This window comes from Pseudomonas sp. GW822-FHT04H02 (assembly GCF_058800645.1).
In genome coordinates, this window is record NZ_JBXAMM010000002.1 from 749,923 (window position 1) to 770,403 (window position 20,481).

Here is a 20,481-nt window from a genome sequence, read left to right on the forward strand (position 1 = left end):
TTCTGGCGGGCGGTTAAGGTGGCGCCTTCTGTACATGGGAGCTTGCATGCGTACGCCGATCCGCCTTCTTTTCAGCCTGCTCGGGGTACTGGCCCTGCCGGCCCAGGCCAACTGGTACCTGGACAACGAATCTTCCCGCGTGTCCTTCGTCACCACCAAGAACGCCAGTGTTTCCGAGGTCCAGCGCTTTCTGGTGCTGCATGGCAAGGTCGATGGCAAGGGCCAGGCGCAGTTGCAGATCGAACTGGAGTCGGTGAGCAGCGGGATTCCCTTGCGCGATGAGCGCATGCGCCAGGAACTGTTCCAGATCGCCCAGTTTCCCGAGGCGCGGATCAGTGCACAGATCAACCTGCGACCGATCAACGACCTGGCCCCCGGCGCACAGATCGAATTGCTGCTGCCGGTCACCGTCGCCCTGCACGGCGAGGAACACACCTACAACGCCGAATTGCTGGCCACCCGCCTGGATGACCGGCGCTTCCAGGTGGTGACCCTGGAACCTCTGGTGCTCAACGCCGAGGACTTCAACCTGGCCCCCGGCCTCGACAGCCTGCGCAAGATGGCCGGGTTGTCGGCCATCAGTTTCTCGGTGCCGGTGGGTGCGGTGCTGATCTTCACGGCGCGCTGACATGCGCGCAGCGGTGTTCCCCTGGCGCGAAGGCAACCGCTTCGAGTTGCTGATCGACGGCCCGCAGTTCTTCCCGCGGATGCTGGTGGCCATTGCCCGCGCCCAGCACCAGGTGGAACTGGAGCTGTACCTGGTGGAAGCCGGGACCTGCGCCGAGGCCATGGTCCAGGCCCTGGTGCAGGCAGCGCAGCGCGGGGTACGGGTGCGCTGCCTGTTCGACGACTACGGCAGCCTGGCCTTTACCCAGGCCCTGCGCCGCAGCCTGACCGAGGCCGGTGTCGAACTGCGCTTCTACAACCGGCTGAAATGGCGCCAGGGCTTTCTCAACCTGTACCGCGATCATCGCAAGCTGCTGCTGGTGGACCAGGCCCTGGCGGTGGTGGGCGGCACCGGAGTCACCGATGAGTTCTGGAAGCCCGAGGACAACAGCTGCGACTGGCATGAGGTGATGGTGGAGATTGCCGGCCCCATGGTCAGCGACTGGCAGCAGCTGTTCGACCGGCAATGGAGCGCCAACCTGTATCGCGGGGCCTGGAAGCCCGGTGCCGATTTCGGCCTGCCACGCCTGCCGCGCCTGCCCGATACCGGCGAGGGCATGGGCCGGGTGGCCTACGCCGACGCCCGCCAGCACCGCGACATCCTGCATTCGCTGATCCGGGCCCTGAGCAGCGGGCAGCGGCGCATCTGGCTGGCGACCCCGTATTTTCTGCCCACCTGGTCGGTGCGCCGTTCGTTGCGCAAGGCGGCGGCCCGAGGCCTCGACGTACGCCTGCTGCTGACCGGGCCGCGCACCGACCACCCGGCGGTGCGCTATGCCGGGCACCGCTACTACCCGCGCCTGCTCAAGGCCGGGGTGCGGATTTTCGAGTACCAGCCGCGTTTCCTGCACCTGAAGATGGCACTGGTGGACGACTGGGTGAGCGTGGGCTCGTGCAACTTCGACCACTGGAACCTGCGCTTCAACCTGGAAGCCAATCTGGAAGCCCTGGACCCTGCGTTGACCCAGGCAGTGGTGGCGAGTTTTGACGCCGACTTTGCCCAGAGCGAGGAAGTCAGCCTGGCGGTGTGGCGCAAGCGACCGCTGTGGCGGCGGATCAAGCAGCGGATCTGGGGTTGGGTCGACCGTCTGGTGGTCAACCTGCTGGATCGGCGCGGCTGACTCACGTGGCTGACTGTCACGGCTGACACGGCTGGCTGTGGCCGCTGCCGCAGGCTGCGAACGAGCGCGAAGCGGTCGCGGCGGTCGTGAGTCCGATGGAGGTTTGGCGGGAGATCGACAAGCACGGTCCTGCGGACCTTTGCGCAGCCTCGCAGGCTCGGCAGCGGCGACAGATATTGCAGCGATTGTGGGGATTACAGAAGGAGTCGGCCGGCGCAGGTCCTGCGCCGGCCGCTGGCAGGCTCAGAGCAGTTCGAAGCTCTGTTGCTTGACGTCCTGGGAATCCAGGCCGATCTGCACATTGAAGTCGCCCGGCTCTGCGGCGTACTTGAGCTGCGCGTTGTAGAACTTCAGGTCGTCCTCGGTGATGGTGAAGTGAATGGCTTTCTCTTCACCGGCCTTGAGCATGACTTTCTGGAAGTTCTTCAATTCCTTGATCGGGCGGATCATCGAGCCGGCCACGTCCTGGATGTACAGCTGCACCACGGTTTCGCCGTCACGCTTGCCGGTGTTCTTCACCGTCACGCTGGCGTCGAGCTTGCCGCTCTTGTTCAGGGTGGTGGAGGACAGGGCCATGTCCGACAGGCTGAAGCTGGTGTAGCTCAGGCCATAGCCGAACGGGAACAGCGGGCCGGTGGTGTCGTCGAAGTACTGCGAGGTGTAGTTGCCCGGCTTGCCCGGGGTGAACGGCCGGCCGATGGTCAGGTGGTTGTAGTAGGTGGGGATCTGCCCCACGGAGCGGGGGAAGGTGATCGGCAGCTTGCCCGACGGGTTGTAGTCGCCGAACAGCACGTCGGCGATGGCGTTGCCACCTTCGGTGCCGCTGAACCAGGTTTCCAGGATCGCATCGGCCTGCTGGTTTTCTTCCAGCAGCGACAGCGGCCGGCCATTCATCAGCACCAGCACCAGTGGCTTGCCGGTGGCCTTGAGGGCCTTGATCAGGTCGCGCTGGCTGGCAGGAATGTGCAGGTCGGTGCGGCTCGAGGATTCGTGGGACATGCCCCGGGATTCACCCACCGCGGCCACGATCACATCCGATTGCCGGGCGGCCTTGACCGCTTCGTCGATCATCTGCTGCGCCGTGCGCGGGTCGTCCACCACTTCCGGGGCATCGAAGTTGAGGAAGTTCAGGTAGTCCACCACCTTCTTGTCGGCGGTGATGTTGGAACCCCGGGCGTACACCAGTTGGGCCTTGTCTCCCAGTACATTGCGCATGCCGTCGTAGAGGGTCACCGATTGCGCCGGCACCCCGGCGGCGGCCCAACTGCCCATCATGTCGATCGGCGCCTTGGCCAGCGGGCCCACCAGGGCGATCTTCGCGGTTTTCTGCAGTGGCAGGGTGTCGTTCTGGTTCTTCAGCAGCACCAGGCTGCGTCGCGCGATATCCCGGGCGTCGCTGCGGTGCAGGCGGCTTTCGGCGTTGGTGTCGGCGGGGTCGTCCTCGGCCTTGCCGATGCGCACGTACGGGTCCTTGAACAGGCCCATGTCGTACTTGGCGGCCAGCACTTCACGCACGGCGTTGTCGATGTCCTTCTGTTCGATCTCGCCGGACTTGAGCAGCCCCGGCAGCTCCTTGCCGTACAGCGAATCGTTCATGCTCATGTCGATGCCGGCCTTGATCGCCAGTTTGGCCGCTTCACGTCCGTCCTTGGCGACGCCATGGCGGATCAGTTCGATGATCGCCCCGTGGTCGCTCACCGCCAGGCCCTTGAAGCCCCACTCCTTGCGCAGCAGGTCGTTCATCAGCCAGGTGTTGGAGGTGGCGGGCACGCCGTTGATCGAGTTCAGGGCCACCATCACCCCGCCGGCGCCGGCGTCGATCGCCGCGCGGTAGGGCGGCAGGTAGTCCTGGTACATCTTCACCGGGCTCATGTCGACGATGTTGTAGTCGCGACCGCCTTCCACCGCGCCATACAGGGCGAAGTGCTTGACGCTGGCCATGATGCTGTCCGGCAGGGCCGGGCTCTGGCCCTGGTAGGCCTTGACCATGACCTTGGCGATGCGCGAGACCAGGTAGGTGTCTTCGCCAAAGCCTTCGGAGGTACGGCCCCAGCGCGGATCGCGGGAGATATCCACCATCGGCGCAAAAGTGATGTCCAGGCTGTCGGCGCTGGCTTCCTTGGCGGCAATGCGCCCGGAGCGGCCGATGGCATCCATGTCCCAGCTGGAGGCCAGGGCCAGGCTGATGGGGAAGATGGTCCGGTGGCCGTGGATCACGTCGTAGGCGAAGAACATCGGGATCTTCAGCCGGCTGCGCATGGCCGCGTCCTGCATCGGCCGGTTTTCCGGGCGGGTGATGGAGTTGAAGGTGCCGCCGATATTGCCCGCGGCAATTTCCTTGCGGATCAGCTCGCGGGGCATTTCCGGGCCGATGCTGATCAGCCGCAGCTGGCCGATCTTCTCTTCCAGGGTCATGCGCTTGAGCAGGTCGCTGATAAAGGCTTCTTTGTTTTCCAGGGGGACCGGGGCAGTTTCGGCCAATACAGGGTGACTGGCCAGGCTGACCAGCAGGCCCAGCAAACACAGCTTCTTCATGAATATTGTTCTCAAGGGCTCAAGACCGACGCATGAGTGACGCGTCGAACAGCCAAAATTTAGGGAGCGACTATTGTTGTTCAGATAATTCCCGCACACTTCAGGCCATGTGAAAACTGCTGCGTTCGGCAATACGGCGTTAAAAACAGGCTCGGAATGCTCATGTAGGCTCCTACACTCCGCTTCCTCGCCTGTTTTTGCCTTGTCTTGCCTTCACTCGCGACGTTTTCACACCGCCTTATTTCTGAACTCTTTTTCGCGCTGGGCATCTTTTAGCCCATCAGCCCGATGCATTCCAGTGGCGCAGGCAGATTTTGCCCACAGGATGTGTGAAAGCGGGCAAAAGCTTCATTTCAATCAGGTTGTGCAAGGAGCCTCACCCATGAACATCACTCAAAGCCTGCGTTCGAGCTGGCCCATCGCTGCCTTGTTGCTGCTTACCAGCCTGCTCAGCGGCTGCGGCATCAACAACATTCCGACCCTGGACGAGCAGGTCAAGGCCGACTGGGGCCAGGTGCAGAACCAGTACCAGCGCCGCGCCGACCTGATCCCCAACCTGGTGGAAACCGTCAAGGGCTACGCCAAGCACGAAGAGCAGACCCTCACCGCGGTGATCGAGGCGCGGGCCAAGGCCACCTCGATCCAGGTGGACGCCAGCACCCTGGACAACCCGGAAAAACTCAAGCAGTTCCAGCAGGCCCAGGACCAGTTGAGCGGTGCCCTGAGCCGCCTGATGGTGGTCTCCGAGCGCTACCCGGACCTCAAGGCCAACCAGAACTTCCTGGCCCTGCAATCCCAGCTTGAAGGCACCGAGAACCGCATCGCCGTGGCCCGTCGCGACTTCATCCTGGCGGTGCAGAAGTACAACACCGAGATTCGTACCTTCCCCGGCCGCCTGTGGCACAGCCTGATGTACAGCGACATGCCGGTGCGTGAATCCTTCGAGGCCACCAGCCCCGACGCCGACAAAGCGCCGCAAGTCAAATTCTGATGAGCCATGGGCGGCGCGTGCTGCAAGGCGCGCTGCTGTGGCTTTGGCTGGTGGGTGGCGCCGTACTGGCGCAAACACCCGGGCCCACACCCACGGATGGGGTGCCGTTGCGTTCGTCGCAACCCGCTGTCCAGGTCGAGCCCGCACCGACCACTGCGACAGCGGCACCGATTGAACGCCTGTTTCCCAAGCTGACCGGGCGGGTGGTGGACACCGCGCAGTTGCTCACGCCATCGGCGCAGGTCTACCTGGCGCAGATGCTGGAGCGGCTCGAGCAGACCACCACCGACCAGGTCGTGGTGGCCACGGTGCCGAGCCTGGGTGGCCATAGCATCGAGGAGTTCGGCCTGCAGTTGGGCCGGCACTGGGGGATCGGCCGGAAGGACAAGAACAACGGCGTCCTGCTGCTGGTGGCCAAGGACGATCGCAAGGTGCGGATCGAGGTCGGTTACGGCCTGGAGGGGCGGCTCAACGACATGGTGGCCCACTTCATCATCGATGGTTCGATCATTCCGTACTTCAAGGACGACCTGTATTCCTCGGGGATCATTGCCGGGGCCACGTCCATCGTGAGCGTATTGTCGTCCACCGACCGGCCGATGCTGGTGTACCGCTCGGTGGAGAAAAGCTGGTACCAGGACATCGAGTGGATGTGGTGGTTCGAGAGGTTGTTCTACCTGGTGTTCGTCGGTGTACCGTTGTTCGGGTTCCTGACCCAATGGCGCAGCGGCGATGACTCGCCGGTTGTTGCCAGCGGCGATTCGGCCAGGCGCGAAACCAGGGCCGAGCGCGACACCGGTTCGAGCAGCAGTGCGTTCGACTGGTTCGACTCCAGCAGCTCCAGCTCCAGTTCAAGCTCGGACAGTTTCAGCGGGGGCGGCGGCAGTTTTGGCGGTGGCGGGGCGTCCGGCAGTTGGTAGCACACGCGGACAAACATTAAGGATGAGGTGCTGATGCGACTTTATAAAATCGGCCTGGTGCTGTTGCTCTGGGTCTTTGCGGTCACGGCCCAGGCCGAGCTGAGGTTTCCGGCCCTGAGCGGGCGGGTGGTGGACGACGCGCAGATGATCGAGCCGACCATCAGCGCCCTGCTGACTCGGCAACTGCAAGCCCACGAACAGGCCACCGGCGAACAGTTGGTGGTGGTGACCCTGCCGAACCTGCAAGGCGTCAGCATCGAGGAGTTCGGCTACCAGTTGGGGCGCCACTGGGGCATCGGCCAGAAGGACAAGAACAACGGCGCGCTGCTGATCGTCGCCCGGGACGAGCGCAAGCTGCGCATCGAAGTGGGCTACGGCCTGGAGGAGCGCCTGACCGACGCCCAGGCCTCGGTGATCATCAACCAGGTGATCACCCCGGCGTTCAAGACCGGGCAGTTCAGCAAGGGCATCAGCGACGGGGTTTCGGCCATGCTCCTGGTGCTCGGCGGCACGCCGCTGGACGAGCCGGCCACGGCCTATGACAGCGGCGGCCAGAGCAGCGACCAGGACGATTTTGTCCAGCGTCACCCGTGGCTGTTCATCTTCATGGTGCTGCTGTTCATCCTGGTGGTGATGGTGGCGCAGGCGCTCGGGTTCATCACCACCACCAGCGGGCGCGGCGGTGACGGAGGCGGTGGCTTCGGCGGTTTTGGTGGTGGCTCCGGCGGCGGGGGCGGCTTCAGTGGGGGCGGCGGCAGCTTTGGCGGCGGCGGTTCCTCCGGCGGCTGGTAACTGACAATAAAAAGCGGAAATCCAACGACATGGCATTACTCAGTGAATTCGAACAACGGCAGGTGGCCGAAGCCATCGCCCGGGTGGAACAGCAGACCGACGCCGAACTGGTGACGGTACTGGCGGCCCGGGCCGACGACTACGCCTATATCCCGCTGCTCTGGGCCAGCCTGCTGGCGCTGGTGGTGCCGGGGCTGGTGCACTACGCCACCGGCTGGCTGAACATGCACCTGTTGCTGCTGGCGCAGTGGGCGACCTTTATCGTGCTGTGCCTGGTGTTCCGCCTGCCGCGGGTCACCACCCGGCTGATTCCGCGATCGGTGCGTCACTGGCGCGCTTCCAACCTGGCCCGGCGCCAGTTCCTCGAACAGAACCTGCACCACACCGTGGGCGGCACCGGGGTGCTGATCTTTGTCAGCGAAGCCGAGCGCTATGTGGAGATCCTGGTGGACGAGGGCATCTCCAGGCGCCTGGACAACAAGAACTGGAACGCGATTGTCCAGGCCTTTACCCAGCAGGTCCGGCAAGGCCAGACCCTGCAGGGCTTCCTTGATTGCATTGAAGCCAGCGGCGAGTTGCTCAAGACCCATGTGCCCCTGACCCAGGTACGCAACGAATTGCCCAACCGCCTGGTGGTGCTCAACTGACCCACCCAGCTGGGGACTATGGCGTGCTACCTGTGTAGGAGCCGGCTTGCCGGCGAAGAGGCCCGTGAGCCTTGCACCGCCCTTGGGGACGCCTTCGCTGGCAAGCCAGCTCCTACGGGGCGGGATTGGGGGGGATTTTTCCGGAGGGCGACAAAATTTTACCGTCGGGTGAATAACTTCGTGCCCCGGCGGGGCTTGCTCCCTAAAATACCCGCCATTCCCTGATCGACACCGCGCATCGCCCGAGGCTCCTGCCCCCATGTCTGTTACCGCACCTTCCGCCCGCCCTGTGCCGGATCATCACGCCCAGTTCCTGCAACTGCTCGACACCAGCCTCACGCAGAACGCCTTTATCAAGCTGGTACTGGCCAAGCACGTGGGCCCGGAGGCGGACCTGCAACGCCTGATCATCAAGCAACTGACGGTCAAGGAGCAGCCGTGCCTGTCCTTCGTCTATCGCTACAAGACCCGGGACATCACCAAGAACTTCTCCCTGGACGAAGGCATCGCCGCCATCGCCGAGCTACTGCCGGCTGCGTTCAAGAACGCCCACCTGCTGACCCTCACCGACGAGGTACAGCTCGAATACAGCAAGAAGGGCAAGAGTTCGCTGTTCAAGGGCAAGCCGCAAACCCAGCGCGATGCGCCGTCCGCCGAGCACAACCGGGAGAAGAACCGCTTCCTCGACCTCAGCCGGCCGTTTCTCGCCGACCTGGGGGTGACCAACAAGCAGCATGAGCTGATTCCGGCGATGTCACGCAAGTGGAAGCAGATCAACAAGTTCATCGAGGTCTTCAGCCACGCCCTGGGCAGCTCGCCGATCAAGCTCGACCAGCCGGTGCGGGTGGCGGACTTCGGCTCCGGCAAGGGCTACCTGACCTTCGCCATCCACGACTACCTGCGCAATACCCTCAAGGCCGAGGGCGAAGTCACCGGCGTCGAGTTGCGTGAAGACATGGTGACCCTGTGCAACGCCGCCGCGCAGCGCCTGGAGCACCCGGGCCTGGTGTTCAAGTGCGGTGACGTGCGCAGCGTGGCCCCCAGCCAGCTGGAAGTGATGATCGCCCTGCACGCCTGCGACATCGCCACCGACTACGCGATCCACACCGGTATCCGCTCCGGCGCGGCGATCATCATGTGCTCGCCGTGCTGCCACAAGCAGATCCGCCAGCAGATCCAGAGCCCGCTGCTGCTCAAGCCGATGCTGCAATACGGCCTGCACCTGGGGCAGCAAGCGGAAATGGTCACCGACAGCCTGCGGGCGCTGTTCCTCGAAGCCTGCGGTTATGAAACCAAGGTCTTTGAATTCATCTCCCTGGAGCACACCAACAAGAACAAGATGATTCTGGCGGTCAAGCGTGCCGAACCGCAGGATCCCAGCCAGCTGCTGGCCAGGATCGAAGAGCTCAAGGCCTTCTACCAGATCAGCGAACACTGCCTGGAAACCCTGCTCAAGGCCGACGGTTACCTCGGCTGAGGGCTGGCCGGCGGCGTGGGCAGCGGTGTGGCCGGGCGCACCGCGGTCTTGCGCCCCAGGACCACGGTAAGGATCACGCCCACCGCGAACACCCAGGTAATGGGCTGCACCTGCTCACCGAAGAACAGGGCGGAAAAGGCGATGGTGAAGAAGATCTGCAGTAGCTGGATCTGGCTCACCCGAGCAATTCCGCCCATGGCCAGCCCGGCATACCAGGCGAAAAAACCCAGGAACTGCGAGAACAGCGCAACGTAGCCGAAGGCCCACCAGGTCCTCATGGAAATCGCCCCCTGGTGCTGCGCCGCCAGGTACCACACCGGTCCGATCAGCAGCGGCATGGACAGCACCAGAGCCCAGCAGATCACCTGCCAGCCACCCATCTCCCGCGCCAGCCGGCCCCCTTCGGCATAACCCAGGCCGCCCACGGCAATCGCCCCGAGCATCAGCACATCACCGGCCTGGATGCTGCCCGCGCCACTGAGCAGCGCATAACCCAGCACCAGCGCACTGCCCAGGGCGGCGCAAGCCCAGAAGGCCTTCGACGGCCGCTCGTGGGACAGCCACGCCGCATACAGCGCTACGCACAACGGTTGCAGGCCATTGACCAGCGCGCCGTGGGACGCGGGCAGGGTCTGCATGGCCCAGGCCGAAAGCACTGGAAAGCCGAGGATCACCCCGAGAATCACCACGCTCAGGCCCTTGACCTGTTTCCAGGTCGGCCATCTTTCCCGGCGCCAGAGCAGCAGCAAGGCCGCCGGGATCGCCGCGAACAGCGCGCGGCCCAGGCCGTTGAGCAAGGGGTGCATCTGCTCCACCACTATCCGGGTGAAGGGCAGGGTCAGGCTGAAAATGATGACACCCAGCAGGCCGAGGGCCATGCCGGTGTTTTCGCGCGAGGACATGATGGCTACCAGAATTCGTACAGGGACACAGGTGCCTGCATCTAGCCATAAAGCCGCGCGATCCTGGTGCTACAGCTGGGTGCAGAGTTGTCCGTACAGTTGTCGCTGTAGTACCGGGTTATTACCCGGGCCGGTGGATTGGGGCTACCTTGAATACTCCTTGCGCCCCCGTCTTTCACTGAAAGGAGTCCACTCCATGGCCGCGAAAAAGATTCTCATGCTGGTTGGCGATTACGTCGAAGACTACGAAGTGATGGTGCCGTTCCAGGCCCTGCTGATGGTCGGTCACAACGTGCATGCGGTGTGTCCCGACAAGAGCGCCGGGCAGACCGTGCGCACGGCGATCCACGACTTCGAGGGCGACCAGACCTACAGCGAAAAGCCGGGCCATCTGTTTGCCCTGAACTTCGATTTCGCCCAAGTGAAGTCCAGCGATTACGACGCTCTGCTGATCCCCGGTGGCCGTGCCCCGGAATACCTGCGCCTGAACGAAAAGGTCCTGCAACTGGTCAGGGAATTCGACCAGGCCGGCAAGCCGATTGCCGCGGTGTGCCACGGCGCGCAACTGCTGGCGGCGGCCGGCATCCTCGAAGGCCGCGAATGCAGCGCCTATCCGGCCTGCGCCCCGGAAGTTCGGCTGGCGGGGGGCACCTATATCGATATCCCCGTGACCCAAGGCCATGTTCAAGGCAATCTGGCCACCGCCCCGGCCTGGCCGGCGCATCCCAGTTGGCTGGCCGGTTTCCTGGGCCTGCTGGGCACCAAAATCACCCTGTAAGCGAGGGCCACGCCATGTGCGAGCTGTACGTCAAGGCCGACCCGATTCTCTACGAATCCCGTTCCCGCTCGTTGCGCATCTGTGGCGTGGTCACGACCTTGCGCCTGGAAAACCAGTTCTGGGACATCCTCAGCGAGATCGCCGAAGTGGATGGCATGACCACCAACCAACTGATTGCCAAGCTGTATGAGGAGGTCATGGACTACCGCGGCGAAGTGGTGAATTTCGCCTCCTTCCTGCGGGTCAGTTGCACCCGCTACCTGAGCCAGCGCCGCAGCACCGTCCCCGACCTCAGCCTGGTAAAGCGCAACGCACTGTAGGCGCTGCCGCAGGCTGCGAACGGCCCGCAGGGACGCGGGGTTCTGAGGGCCGCTGGAGGTTTGGCAGGCGATCGCCAGGCAAGGTCCTGCGGACCTTTGCGCAGCCTCGCGGGCTCGGCAGCGGCTACAGGGCTCAGCTGATTTTGCTGAGGAAGCCGGGTAGTTCCGGTTCCGGGAGCACCGACAGCACTTTGAGGCGTTGCAACATGCGCTGGCGGGCGCGTTGCAGGTGTTCTCTGAGGTTCAGGGCCGCAGCGTCGTAGGCACCGTGCAGCAGCAGTTCGAGGATCAGTCGGTGCTCGGCGAGCATCGCCGGGTCGGCGCCGATGCCCAGCAGGCGGTAGAAGATCCGGTTGATGATCATCGGGCTCTGGGCCTGACGGATCAGCGCCGCCATCTTGCGGTTCTGCAAGCCGCCCAGGCATTGCTGGTGCAGGTCTTCTTCCAGGCGTTCCAGGGCCTCCAGCCCACAGTGCTCGGCCTGTTGCGCCTGGGTCACCCGTTCCAGCATCTGTTCCAGGCGTTCGCGGCCCAGGCCCGGCGCGCTCTGGCGCAGGGCTTCGGGTTCCAGGCAGGCGCGCAGTTCGTAGTCTTCGGTGACTTCCCGGGCGGTCAGCGGCCCGGCCAGCCATTGGGAGTAGGGTTCCTTTTCCACCAGGCCGCGATCGCGCAGGCGCATCAGTGCTTCGCGGACCACCGCGCGGCTGACGCCGTAGTGCTCGGCGGCGGCCTGTTCGTCGAGGCGAAAATGACCGAAGGCGATGCAGGTGGAGAGGGCACTGCCCAGTTCTTCGTAGATCCGTTCCCCCAGGGGCCGGGTGTCCACCAGTTCTTCGTCGCTGGCCAGCCCCAGGTGGGCATGGCTCAGGGGCAGGCGCAGCGGTTCGATCTCCAGGCCCTGGGGGTTGATCAGGTAGCCGCGGCCGTCAAAACGGCTGATCAGCCCTTCGCCGTGCAACAGATCGAGGGCCTTGCGCACCGGCACTCGGCTGGTGCCGAACAGTTCCGCCAGGGGCGCTTCCAGCAGCACCAGGCCCTGCAGGGCGGTGCCCTGGAGGATGGCGTCGCGCAAGACCTGACGGATCATGGCGTAGCGCGATGCGGTGCGCGGGTCCTCTGCTGACACTGCTTTCATCGGTTCCTCTAGGGGCTGTTGCCGGTGGGTGACGAGCCCGTTGCCGGGCCGCGGTGGCCGGGGATTCTCTCACAGTTGCCAAGTGTCACTGAGTGCCACGTTTGGTTGCCCCGTCCTGGGGCCGCCCTGGGTGGGTTGTTACCTTTCTGCACCAAAATGTACTTTTTAATAAAAGATACATTATTTCAATGGCGGACCTCTGGGCGAGGATTTTCTCCGTCGGTCGTCGAGCGATCTCTGCCAGTAACCCACTCTGGCTCGCTATTACAGGCGAATCTGGGGGATTTTCCGAAAGCACGCGGTGCTCCCTGCGTTTTGAGCTGGCACGGAATCTGCTCTGTATAAAATGTACATTTTAATATTTAGTACATTTTTAGATTTTTGCGGAGTGAGCCATGCCCCCTGATTCGCTGAACGACGCCACGGCCATGGCGCAAGCCTTTGCCTCGGGCCGCACCGATCCGGTCCAGGTTCTGGAGCAGGCCCTGGCGTTGGCCGAGGCAACGCCCCATGTGTTCATTTCCCTGTGCCCGGCCCGGGCCCGGCGCGAGGCTGAGGCGGCGGCTGCCCGCTGGCGGGCCGGCCAGCCGCTGAGCCTGCTGGATGGCGTGCCCCTGGCCTGGAAGGACCTGTTCGACCTGGCCGGCAGTATCACCACCGCCGCCGCCCAGGTGCGTCGCGAGGCGCCGTTGGCCAAGGTGGATGCGCCCAGCGTACGGCAGCTGTGCCGGGCCGGGCTGGTCAGCCTGGGCAAGACCAACCTCAGTGAGTTCGCCTATTCCGGGCTCGGCCTGAACCCGCACTTCGGCACTCCGATCAACCCCCACAGTGATGCCCAGCCACGGATTCCCGGTGGTTCCTCGGCAGGTTCCGCGGTGGCGGTGGCGGCCGGTATCGTGCCGATCGCCATGGGCACCGACACTGCCGGTTCGATCCGCATTCCCGCAGCCTTCAATGGCCTGGTGGGTTACCGCGCCACCTCCCTGCGCTATGACCGCGAGGGGGTGTTTCCCCTGGCCGAAAGCCTCGACAGCCTCGGGCCGCTGACCCGCAGCGTGCGCGATGCCTGGCTGATCGACGAGCTGTTGCGCGGTGGCGACCCCCGGCAATTGCCGCCGCCCCGCAGCCTGGCCGGGCAACGCTTCTGGGTCGATTCGCAAGTGCTTGACGACAGCCGTACCCAGGCCGCCGTGCGGGCCAATCTGCTGGTGGTCATCGAAAGCCTGCAACAGGCCGGGGCGCTGGTGGAGCAACGGCCGCTGCACAGCCTGCAAGCCACCCTGCAACTGATCCAGGAACAAGGCTGGCTCGGCGCCGCCGAAGCCTTCGCCCTGCACCAGCCGTTGCTCGACAGCGAGTACGCCGAACAGCTCGATCCGCGGGTGCGACGGCGCCTGGAAAGCGCCCGGCAGATGCCCGCCAGCCAGTTGCTGCGGCTGTACCAGGCGCGGCGCCAGTTGCAGCAACAGGTGCAGGACGAACTGGACGGCGCGGTGCTGATCACCCCCACCGTGGCCCATGTGGCGCCGCCCCTGGCGCCCCTGGAGCAGGACGACGAGCTCTTTGCCCGGACCAACCTGGCGACCCTGCGCCTGACCATGCCCGGCAGTTTCCTCGACATGCCCGGCGTGGCCCTGCCTAGCGGCCGCGATGCCCAGGGCTTGCCCACCGGGCTGTTGCTGAGCCTGCCCCAGGGCCATGACCGGCAACTGCTGGATGCGGCCCTGGCGCTGGAGGCGGCGTTGCCGCGCTAGCTCCGACGATTTTTTTCAACCACAAGCAATCACTGGAGGCCGCTCATGGCTAAAGAAATTCTCTGTGCATTTGGTGTCGATGTGGACGCGGTGGCCGGCTGGCTCGGTTCCTACGGCGGCGAGGATTCGCCGGACGACATCTCCCGCGGCCTGTTCGCCGGCGAGGTCGGCGCGCCGCGCCTGCTCAAGCTGTTCGAGCGTTATGGCCTGCGCACCACCTGGTTCATTCCCGGCCACTCCATGGAGACCTTTCCCGAGCAGATGAAGGCGGTTGCCGAGGCCGGCCACGAGATCGGCGTGCACGGCTACAGCCACGAAAACCCCATCGCCATGACCCCGGAACAGGAAGAGATCGTCCTCGACAAATCCATCGAGCTGATCACCCGGGTCACCGGCAAGCGCCCCACCGGCTACGTTGCGCCCTGGTGGGAATTCAGCAAGGTGACCAATGAGCTGCTGCTGAAAAAGGGCATCAAGTACGACCACAGCCTGATGCACAACGACTTCCATCCCTACTACGTGCGGGTCGGCGACAGCTGGACCAAGATCGACTACAGCCAGCACCCCGACACCTGGATGAAACCTTTGGTGCGGGGCCAGGAAACCGACCTGGTGGAGATCCCGGCCAACTGGTACCTGGACGACCTGCCGCCGATGATGTTCATCAAGAAGGCGCCCAACAGCCACGGTTTCGTCAACCCGCGGCACCTGGAGGAAATGTGGCGCGACCAGTTCGACTGGGTCTACCGCGAGCATGAGCACGCGGTGTTCACCATGACCATCCACCCCGACGTCTCCGGCCGCCCGCAAGTGCTGTTGATGCTCGAACGCCTGATCGAACACATCCAGAGCCATGCCGGCGTGCGCTTCGTCACCTTCGACGAGATCGCCGACGACTTTATCCGCCGCCACCCGCGCAACCGCTGACCCCGGCCACTTCATCGAGGCGTGACTGATGTCTATCTATAACAAGCTCGACCTGACTGGCTGGAAACCCCAGCAGTTGACCCCGGCCCAAGTGCGCTTCGCCACCTGGATCGCCTTCTTCGCCTGGGTGTTTGCGGTGTACGACTTCATTCTGTTTGGCACCCTGCTGCCGGAGATCGGCCGGCACTTCGGCTGGGGCGAGGTCGAGCAGGCCGAGATCGCCACCTGGGTGGCGGTGGGCACCGCGGTGGTGGCCCTGGCCATCGGGCCGCTGGTGGACAAGCTGGGCCGGCGCATGGGCATCATTTTCACCGTCAGCGGCTCGGCCATCTGCTCGGCGCTGACCGCCATCGGCGGCGCCTGGGGCAAGTCGCCGCTGATCCTGATCCGCTCCCTGGGCGGCCTGGGCTATGCCGAGGAAACGGTGAACGCCACCTACCTCAGCGAGTTGTACGCGGCATCCGACGACCCGCAACTGGCCAAGCGCCGGGGCTTCATCTACAGCCTGGTGCAGGGTGGCTGGCCGGTGGGGGCGCTGATCGCCGCCGGGTTGACCGCGGTGCTGCTGCCGATCATCGGCTGGCAAGGCTGCTTCATCTTCGCCGCGATCCCGGCCATCGTCATTGCGGTGATGGCGCGCAAGCTCAAGGAGAGCCCGCAGTTCCAGATCCACCAGCGCATCAGCCAGCTGCGCAAAAGTGGTTCGGTGAGCGAGGCCCAGGCGGTGGCGCTGACCTATGGCGTGGACTATGACGAGCACAGCAAGGCCGGCCTGGCTGCGGCCTTTCGTGGCCCGGCGCGGCGCGCGACCCTGGTGATCGGCGCGGCGATCCTGCTCAACTGGGCGGCGATCCAGGTGTTCAGCGTGCTCGGCACGTCGGTGATCGTCAGCGTGCACCACATCTCCTTCGAGAACTCGCTGATCATCCTGGTGCTCTCCAACCTGGTGGGCTACTGCGGCTACCTGAGCCACGGCTGGATGGGCGACAAGATCGGCCGGCGCAATGTCATCGGCCTGGGCTGGATGCTCGGCGGCCTGTCGTTCGCCGGCATGCTCTACGGCCCGAGCAACATGCCGATGGTGGTGGGTCTCTACAGCCTGGGCCTGTTCTTCCTGATCGGCCCGTACTCGGCGGCGCTGTTCTTCATCAGCGAAAGCTTCCCTACCAGCATCCGCGCCACCGGCGGCGCGATCATCCACGCCATGGGGCCGATCGGCGCGGTGGTGGCGGGTTTCGGCGCCACCCAGGTGCTGTCCGCCGGTGGCGACTGGCAGACCTCGGCGCTGTATTTCGGCGCGCTGCCTTGTTTCCTCTCCGGTGCGCTGATGTTCGCCGCGCGCCATGTGCGTCCTGAATCCGTTCAATAAGGAAAGTTATCCATGACTCAAAAAGTCGCCGTGATCACCGGTGCCGCCAGCGGCATCGGCCAGGCCCTGGCCGTGGCCTATGCACGGGCCGGTGTGGCGGTGGTGGGCGGGTATTTCCCTGCCGACCCCCATGACCCGCAAGCCACCCGCGACCTCGTGGCCGAGGCGGGCGGGCACTGCCTGATGCTGCCCCTGGACGTGACCGACAGCGCCTCGGTGGACGCCCTGGCCGAGCAGGCCGTGGCGCACTTTGGCCGCCTCGATTACGCCGTGGCCAATGCCGGCCTGCTGCGCCGCGCACCCTTGCTGGACATGACCGACGCGGCCTGGAACGCCATGCTCGATGTGGACCTGACCGGGGTCATGCGCACCTTCCGCGCGGCGGTCAAACACATGGGTGAGGGCGGTGCCCTGGTGGCGATTTCGTCGATTGCCGGTGGCGTCTACGGCTGGCAGGAGCACGCTCACTATGCAGCGGCCAAGGCCGGGGTGCCGGGGTTGTGCCGCTCGCTGGCGGTGGAACTGGCGGCCAGGGGCATTCGCTGCAACGCGGTGATCCCGGGGTTGATCGAGACCCCGCAGTCGCTGGACAGCCAGAACTCCCTGGGCCCGGAAGGCCTGGCCAAGGCGGCCCGGGCCATCCCCCTGGGCCGGGTCGGGCGGGCCGATGAAGTGGCGTCCCTGGTGCGCTTTCTCACCAGCGAGGAGTCCAGCTACCTCACCGGGCAGAGCATCGTCATCGATGGCGGCCTGACGGTGCGCTGGCCGGATTGAACCCCTTCGCCAGCCAGCCGGCTCGTGCAGGCGGCTCACCGCCTCCGTAGGAGCTGGCTGGCCAGCGAACCGCACACCCTTGAAGGAGAAAGTCCCATGCAACACCTGCACAACCGCCGCGCCGTGATCACCGGCGCCGGCAGCGGTATCGGCGCCGCTATCGCCCGGGCCTACGCGGTGGCGGGAGCACGCCTGCTGCTGGCTGACCGCGACCCCGCGCGCCTGGCCGAGAGCGCCCAAGCCTGCCGCGAGCTGGGCGCTGTAGTCGTCGAATGCGTGGCCGATGTCGGCAGCGTCGAAGGGGCCCAGGCCGGAGTCGATGCCTGTGTCGAGCATTTCGGCGGTATCGATATCCTGGTGAACAACGCCGGCATGCTGACCCAGGCGCGCTGCGTCGATCTGTCCATCGAGATGTGGAACGACATGCTGCGGGTCGATCTCACCAGCGTCTTCGTCGCCAGCCAGCGGGCCTTGCCCCATATGCTGGCGCAGCGTTGGGGGCGGATCATCAACGTCGCCTCGCAGCTGGGAATCAAGGGCGGCGCCGAGCTGACCCACTACGCCGCGGCCAAGGCCGGGGTCATCGGCTTCACCAAGTCCCTGGCCCTGGAAGTGGCCATGGACAATGTGCTGGTCAACGCCATCGCCCCGGGGCCGATCGAGACGCCGCTGGTGTCTGGCATCAGCAGCGCCTGGAAAACCGCCAAGGCCGCCGAGCTGCCCCTGGGGCGCTTCGGCCTGGCCGATGAAGTGGCGCCCACCGCGGTGCTGCTGGCCAGCGAGCCGGGGGGCAACCTGTTCGTCGGCCAGACCCTGGGCCCGAACTCCGGGGACGTGATGCCATGAAGGAGGGCTGAACATGTGCGGGTTATGCGGGCTGCTGGGCGAAGACGTGCACTGGAGCGACCCGCTGGGGGATGAACTGCCCCGGCGTCGCGAACGCTTGCGCAGAATCGCCGCGATCAACCGGGTACTGGTGCCGTTGCGGCTCAAGGTCGAAGACTTCCAGGGCTCGGCCTATCTGCTGCTGGGGGCTACCGGCCGCCAGGAACTGGCCAGCGGCCTGGAGCAGTTGTGGAGCCTGGCCGAATCCATGCTCGGTCGGCCCCTCGATCCTCTCGACCCTGTGATCCTCAAGCACCTGGAGCAACAGCCATGAGCCTGCCCCTGAACGTCATCACCGGGTTTCTCGGCAGTGGCAAGACCACCTTGCTCAACCGCCTGTTGCAGGACCAGAGCCTGGGGGACACGGCGCTGCTGATCAACGAGTTCGGCGATATCGGCATCGATCATTTGCTGGTGCAGGAGGTGGCGCCGGACACGGTGCTGCTGCCCAGCGGCTGTGTCTGCTGTTCGGTTCGCGGCGAACTGAAAGAGGCGCTGCTGGCGCTCCTGGCGCGGCGTAGCCGGGGCGAGGTTCCGGCCTTTCGCCGGGTGCTGCTGGAAACCACCGGGCTGGCCGACCCGGCGCCGATCCTGGCCACGGTGAACAACGATCCGCAATTGCGCGGGCGGGTGCACATCGGCCTGCTGGTGACCCTGGTGGACGCCAGCCACGCGGCGTTGCAGGAGCGCCTGCACCCGGAGTGGCTGGCCCAGGTGGCGGCCGCGGATCGCTTGCTGCTGAGCAAGACCGATTGTGTCGACGAAGCAACCCAGGCAGCGTTGCGCGAGCATTTGCAGCAGCTCAATCCCGGGGCGCCCCTGTTGCTGACCCAGGCGATCCAGAGTGGCGATCAGCTGTTGCTGGGGGAGGGGCTGCGTGGTGCGACGGCAGAGCGGGAAGTGGCGCGCTGGCAGTTGCAGGGGCCACTCAAAGCGGCTGCGCCACAGCATGGCGCGGCGCAAGTGTGCAGCCTGGAGTTCGAGCAAGCCCTGGATTGGGTGGGCTTCGGGGTCTGGTTGTCGATGCTGCTAAGATGCCACGGCGAACGAATTCTGCGGGTGAAAGGATTGCTCAACATCAACGCCAACCAGGCCCCCATCGTCATCCATGGCGTGCAGCATTGCCTGCACGCCCCCGTGCATCTGCCCCGTTGGCCCAGTGCCGACCATCGCTCGCGGCTGGTGTTTATCCTGCGCGGGCTGGAGCCCGAACAACTGCGCCGCTCCTTCGAAGTGTTCGCCCGCAGTTTCGCCCCGGCCGCCGGGGAGGGTGCCTGATGGCGGCGACGCAACCGGTCACCCTGCGGGTGCTGGGCACCTCGGTGACCCTGCTCGAATCCCTGCGGGTGCGCGCCGAGCAGGACCTGGGCATCCGCCTGGTGTATCAGGTACACGATGTGGAGCAGGCCCAGCGCATCGCGGTGATGCAGCCGGACAGCTACGACCTCTATGACCAGTGGTTTCACAACGTCGATTTTGTCTGGCCGGCCCAGGCGATCCAGCCCATCGATACCCGGCGCATTGCCCTGTGGCACGAGATCAACGACCTGCCCAAGCGCGGGCGCCTGTCGCCGGACGATCGCCTGGGCAGTGGCAGCGTGCCCAGCGAACGGCTCTATGTGCAGCACGACGGTAGCCTGGGCAGCACGGCCAGCGAGCGCATCAGCATGCTGCCGCTGACCCACAACGCCGACAGTTTCGCCTACCGCCCGGAGCGCCTGCCGGCGGGTTTTTCCAGCGCCAACGAAAGCTGGGGCTGGCTGCTGGAGCCGGCCTGGAGCGGGCGCATTGCCTTGCAGAGCGATGCGGCGATCGGTGCCCTGGACGCCGCCCTGGCGGTGCAGGGCTGTGGCCTGGAATCCTTCAAGGACATCGGCAACCTGAGCATCGAAGAGATCGACCGGCTGGCAGGGATCCTGGTGCGCAAGCAGCGTGAAGGGCATTTCGCGGCGTTCTGGTCGGACGATGAAGAGGCCGCGCAATTGATGCTCAGCCCGCGCATCGATATCCAGAGCCTGTGGTCGCCGACGCTGATGCGCCTGCACCGGGCGGGGGTCAAATACCGCCTGGCAGTGCCGAAGGAAGGCTACCGCGCCTGGTTCGGCGGGCTGTCGTTGTCGCGCCACGCCAAGGGCGCGGTGCTGGATGCAGCCTATGCCTACCTCAACTGGTGGCTGTCGGGCTGGCCCGGTGCGGTGATGGCACGCCAGGGCTACTACATCGGCAACCCGGCGCGTACCCGCGATCACCTGAGCAGCGCCGAGTGGGATTACTGGTACGCCGGCAAACCGGCCCGGGAAGAGTTGCCGGGCAGCGACGGCGAACCGCTGATCGATATCGGCGAGACCCGCGATGGCGGTTCCTACCAGCAGCGCATGGGGCATATCGCCGTGTGGAACTCGGTGATGGACGAGCACAACTACCTGGTGCGGCGCTGGGGGGATTTCCTGCGAGCGGGGCGGGTCGCGGGCCGGGGCAAAGGCTGAAG

The 20,481-nt window shown here is 65.2% G+C and carries 20 protein-coding genes; 17 read left to right on the plus strand and 3 right to left on the minus strand.

Annotation, left to right across the window (positions count from 1 at the left end; translation table 11 throughout):
- Window positions 1-46: 46 nt before the first annotated feature.
- Both AC1RMG_RS10235 and AC1RMG_RS10240 read left to right on the plus strand, forming a co-directional pair.
- A complete protein-coding gene (locus AC1RMG_RS10235) occupies window positions 47-628 on the plus strand; it encodes a YceI family protein (protein ID WP_011059691.1) in 582 nt (193 codons plus the stop codon).
- A 1-nt stretch (window position 629) separates the two neighbouring features.
- A complete protein-coding gene (locus AC1RMG_RS10240; protein WP_015634449.1) occupies window positions 630-1,787 on the plus strand; it encodes a phospholipase D-like domain-containing protein in 1,158 nt (385 codons plus the stop codon).
- Between the two features lie 243 nt (window positions 1,788-2,030).
- On the opposite strand, the gene bglX is transcribed toward AC1RMG_RS10240, so the two are convergent.
- A complete protein-coding gene (gene bglX / locus AC1RMG_RS10245; protein WP_053156707.1) occupies window positions 2,031-4,322 on the minus strand; it encodes a beta-glucosidase BglX in 2,292 nt (763 codons plus the stop codon).
- Window positions 4,323-4,704: 382 nt separating this feature from the next.
- On the opposite strand from bglX, the gene AC1RMG_RS10250 reads away from it, so the two are divergent.
- From AC1RMG_RS10250 to AC1RMG_RS10270, 5 genes are all read left to right on the plus strand, one after another.
- A complete protein-coding gene (locus AC1RMG_RS10250; protein WP_011059694.1) occupies window positions 4,705-5,313 on the plus strand; it encodes a LemA family protein in 609 nt (202 codons plus the stop codon).
- Window positions 5,313-6,233 (plus strand): TPM domain-containing protein, encoded by a 921-nt coding sequence (locus tag AC1RMG_RS10255; protein WP_123397661.1) that lies wholly within the window; start codon window positions 5,313-5,315, stop codon window positions 6,231-6,233. Before AC1RMG_RS10250 ends, AC1RMG_RS10255 begins: the two co-directional genes overlap by 1 nt.
- Window positions 6,234-6,266: 33 nt before the next feature.
- The gene (locus AC1RMG_RS10260; RefSeq protein WP_019094796.1) at window positions 6,267-7,025 is read left to right on the plus strand and encodes a TPM domain-containing protein; all 759 of its coding nucleotides are present in this window, start codon (window positions 6,267-6,269) and stop codon (window positions 7,023-7,025) included.
- A 29-nt stretch (window positions 7,026-7,054) separates the two neighbouring features.
- Entirely contained in the window at window positions 7,055-7,672 is a 618-nt protein-coding gene (locus AC1RMG_RS10265; RefSeq protein WP_041116364.1) for a TPM domain-containing protein, read from the plus strand.
- A gap of 259 nt (window positions 7,673-7,931) precedes the next feature.
- Window positions 7,932-9,149: a class I SAM-dependent methyltransferase gene (locus AC1RMG_RS10270; protein ID WP_210457477.1), complete on the plus strand. Its 1,218-nt coding sequence runs from the start codon at window positions 7,932-7,934 to the stop codon at window positions 9,147-9,149.
- Here the strand turns inward: AC1RMG_RS10270 and AC1RMG_RS10275 are convergent.
- Window positions 9,137-10,051, minus strand: coding sequence for a DMT family transporter (locus AC1RMG_RS10275; RefSeq protein ID WP_493169146.1), 915 nt, complete (start codon window positions 10,049-10,051; stop codon window positions 9,137-9,139). The genes AC1RMG_RS10270 and AC1RMG_RS10275 overlap by 13 nt on opposite strands.
- A 196-nt stretch (window positions 10,052-10,247) precedes the next feature.
- On the opposite strand from AC1RMG_RS10275, the gene AC1RMG_RS10280 reads away from it, so the two are divergent.
- Window positions 10,248-10,829, plus strand: coding sequence for a DJ-1/PfpI family protein (locus AC1RMG_RS10280; RefSeq protein ID WP_011059700.1), 582 nt, complete (start codon window positions 10,248-10,250; stop codon window positions 10,827-10,829).
- A gap of 14 nt (window positions 10,830-10,843) precedes the next feature.
- The gene (locus AC1RMG_RS10285; protein WP_011059701.1) at window positions 10,844-11,149 is read left to right on the plus strand and encodes a ribbon-helix-helix domain-containing protein; all 306 of its coding nucleotides are present in this window, start codon (window positions 10,844-10,846) and stop codon (window positions 11,147-11,149) included.
- 133 nt (window positions 11,150-11,282) lie between these two features.
- On the opposite strand, the gene AC1RMG_RS10290 is transcribed toward AC1RMG_RS10285, so the two are convergent.
- Window positions 11,283-12,284: a GntR family transcriptional regulator gene (locus AC1RMG_RS10290; RefSeq protein ID WP_011059702.1), complete on the minus strand. Its 1,002-nt coding sequence runs from the start codon at window positions 12,282-12,284 to the stop codon at window positions 11,283-11,285.
- 395 nt (window positions 12,285-12,679) lie between these two features.
- On the opposite strand from AC1RMG_RS10290, the gene AC1RMG_RS10295 reads away from it, so the two are divergent.
- The 8 genes from AC1RMG_RS10295 to AC1RMG_RS10330 all read left to right on the plus strand — a co-directional run bounded on the left by AC1RMG_RS10295 (window position 12,680) and on the right by AC1RMG_RS10330 (window position 20,479).
- Window positions 12,680-14,038 carry an amidase gene (locus tag AC1RMG_RS10295; protein WP_262214237.1) on the plus strand — a complete coding sequence of 453 codons (1,359 nt, stop codon included), beginning with the start codon at window positions 12,680-12,682 and terminating at the stop codon, window positions 14,036-14,038.
- A gap of 45 nt (window positions 14,039-14,083) precedes the next feature.
- Entirely contained in the window at window positions 14,084-14,965 is an 882-nt protein-coding gene (locus AC1RMG_RS10300) for a polysaccharide deacetylase family protein (protein WP_011059704.1), read from the plus strand.
- Window positions 14,966-14,993: 28 nt separating this feature from the next.
- Window positions 14,994-16,334 (plus strand): MFS transporter, encoded by a 1,341-nt coding sequence (locus AC1RMG_RS10305; protein WP_011059705.1) that lies wholly within the window; start codon window positions 14,994-14,996, stop codon window positions 16,332-16,334.
- A 12-nt stretch (window positions 16,335-16,346) separates the two neighbouring features.
- Window positions 16,347-17,108 (plus strand): SDR family NAD(P)-dependent oxidoreductase, encoded by a 762-nt coding sequence (locus AC1RMG_RS10310; RefSeq protein WP_019094798.1) that lies wholly within the window; start codon window positions 16,347-16,349, stop codon window positions 17,106-17,108.
- A gap of 96 nt (window positions 17,109-17,204) precedes the next feature.
- Entirely contained in the window at window positions 17,205-17,954 is a 750-nt protein-coding gene (locus AC1RMG_RS10315) for an SDR family NAD(P)-dependent oxidoreductase (protein ID WP_077933469.1), read from the plus strand.
- Between the two features lie 13 nt (window positions 17,955-17,967).
- On the plus strand, window positions 17,968-18,267 hold the full coding sequence (locus tag AC1RMG_RS10320; RefSeq protein WP_011059708.1) for a hypothetical protein: 300 nt from the start codon (window positions 17,968-17,970) through the stop codon (window positions 18,265-18,267).
- The gene (locus tag AC1RMG_RS10325) at window positions 18,264-19,271 is read left to right on the plus strand and encodes a CobW family GTP-binding protein (RefSeq protein WP_065364433.1); all 1,008 of its coding nucleotides are present in this window, start codon (window positions 18,264-18,266) and stop codon (window positions 19,269-19,271) included. The genes AC1RMG_RS10320 and AC1RMG_RS10325 overlap by 4 nt, the downstream gene beginning before the upstream one ends.
- Complete coding sequence (locus AC1RMG_RS10330) at window positions 19,271-20,479, plus strand: ABC transporter substrate-binding protein (protein WP_011059710.1); 1,209 nt, start codon at window positions 19,271-19,273, stop codon at window positions 20,477-20,479. Before AC1RMG_RS10325 ends, AC1RMG_RS10330 begins: the two co-directional genes overlap by 1 nt.
- Window positions 20,480-20,481 lie beyond the last annotated feature (2 nt).

Coding starts and splice junctions, on each gene's coding strand:
- AC1RMG_RS10255 (WP_123397661.1), top strand. CDS start 5,313: ATGAGCCATGGGCGGCGCGTGCTGCAAGGCGCGCTGCTGTGGCTTTGG.
- AC1RMG_RS10280 (WP_011059700.1), top strand. CDS start 10,248: ATGGCCGCGAAAAAGATTCTCATGCTGGTTGGCGATTACGTCGAAGAC.
- AC1RMG_RS10325 (WP_065364433.1), top strand. CDS start 18,264: ATGAGCCTGCCCCTGAACGTCATCACCGGGTTTCTCGGCAGTGGCAAG.
- AC1RMG_RS10305 (WP_011059705.1), top strand. CDS start 14,994: ATGTCTATCTATAACAAGCTCGACCTGACTGGCTGGAAACCCCAGCAG.
- AC1RMG_RS10285 (WP_011059701.1), top strand. CDS start 10,844: ATGTGCGAGCTGTACGTCAAGGCCGACCCGATTCTCTACGAATCCCGT.
- AC1RMG_RS10250 (WP_011059694.1), top strand. CDS start 4,705: ATGAACATCACTCAAAGCCTGCGTTCGAGCTGGCCCATCGCTGCCTTG.
- AC1RMG_RS10315 (WP_077933469.1), top strand. CDS start 17,205: ATGCAACACCTGCACAACCGCCGCGCCGTGATCACCGGCGCCGGCAGC.
- AC1RMG_RS10265 (WP_041116364.1), top strand. CDS start 7,055: ATGGCATTACTCAGTGAATTCGAACAACGGCAGGTGGCCGAAGCCATC.
- bglX (WP_053156707.1), bottom strand. CDS start 4,322: ATGAAGAAGCTGTGTTTGCTGGGCCTGCTGGTCAGCCTGGCCAGTCAC.
- AC1RMG_RS10310 (WP_019094798.1), top strand. CDS start 16,347: ATGACTCAAAAAGTCGCCGTGATCACCGGTGCCGCCAGCGGCATCGGC.
- AC1RMG_RS10235 (WP_011059691.1), top strand. CDS start 47: ATGCGTACGCCGATCCGCCTTCTTTTCAGCCTGCTCGGGGTACTGGCC.
- AC1RMG_RS10270 (WP_210457477.1), top strand. CDS start 7,932: ATGTCTGTTACCGCACCTTCCGCCCGCCCTGTGCCGGATCATCACGCC.
- AC1RMG_RS10260 (WP_019094796.1), top strand. CDS start 6,267: ATGCGACTTTATAAAATCGGCCTGGTGCTGTTGCTCTGGGTCTTTGCG.
- AC1RMG_RS10290 (WP_011059702.1), bottom strand. CDS start 12,284: ATGAAAGCAGTGTCAGCAGAGGACCCGCGCACCGCATCGCGCTACGCC.
- AC1RMG_RS10240 (WP_015634449.1), top strand. CDS start 630: ATGCGCGCAGCGGTGTTCCCCTGGCGCGAAGGCAACCGCTTCGAGTTG.
- AC1RMG_RS10320 (WP_011059708.1), top strand. CDS start 17,968: ATGTGCGGGTTATGCGGGCTGCTGGGCGAAGACGTGCACTGGAGCGAC.
- AC1RMG_RS10300 (WP_011059704.1), top strand. CDS start 14,084: ATGGCTAAAGAAATTCTCTGTGCATTTGGTGTCGATGTGGACGCGGTG.
- AC1RMG_RS10275 (WP_493169146.1), bottom strand. CDS start 10,051: ATGTCCTCGCGCGAAAACACCGGCATGGCCCTCGGCCTGCTGGGTGTC.
- AC1RMG_RS10295 (WP_262214237.1), top strand. CDS start 12,680: ATGCCCCCTGATTCGCTGAACGACGCCACGGCCATGGCGCAAGCCTTT.
- AC1RMG_RS10330 (WP_011059710.1), top strand. CDS start 19,271: ATGGCGGCGACGCAACCGGTCACCCTGCGGGTGCTGGGCACCTCGGTG.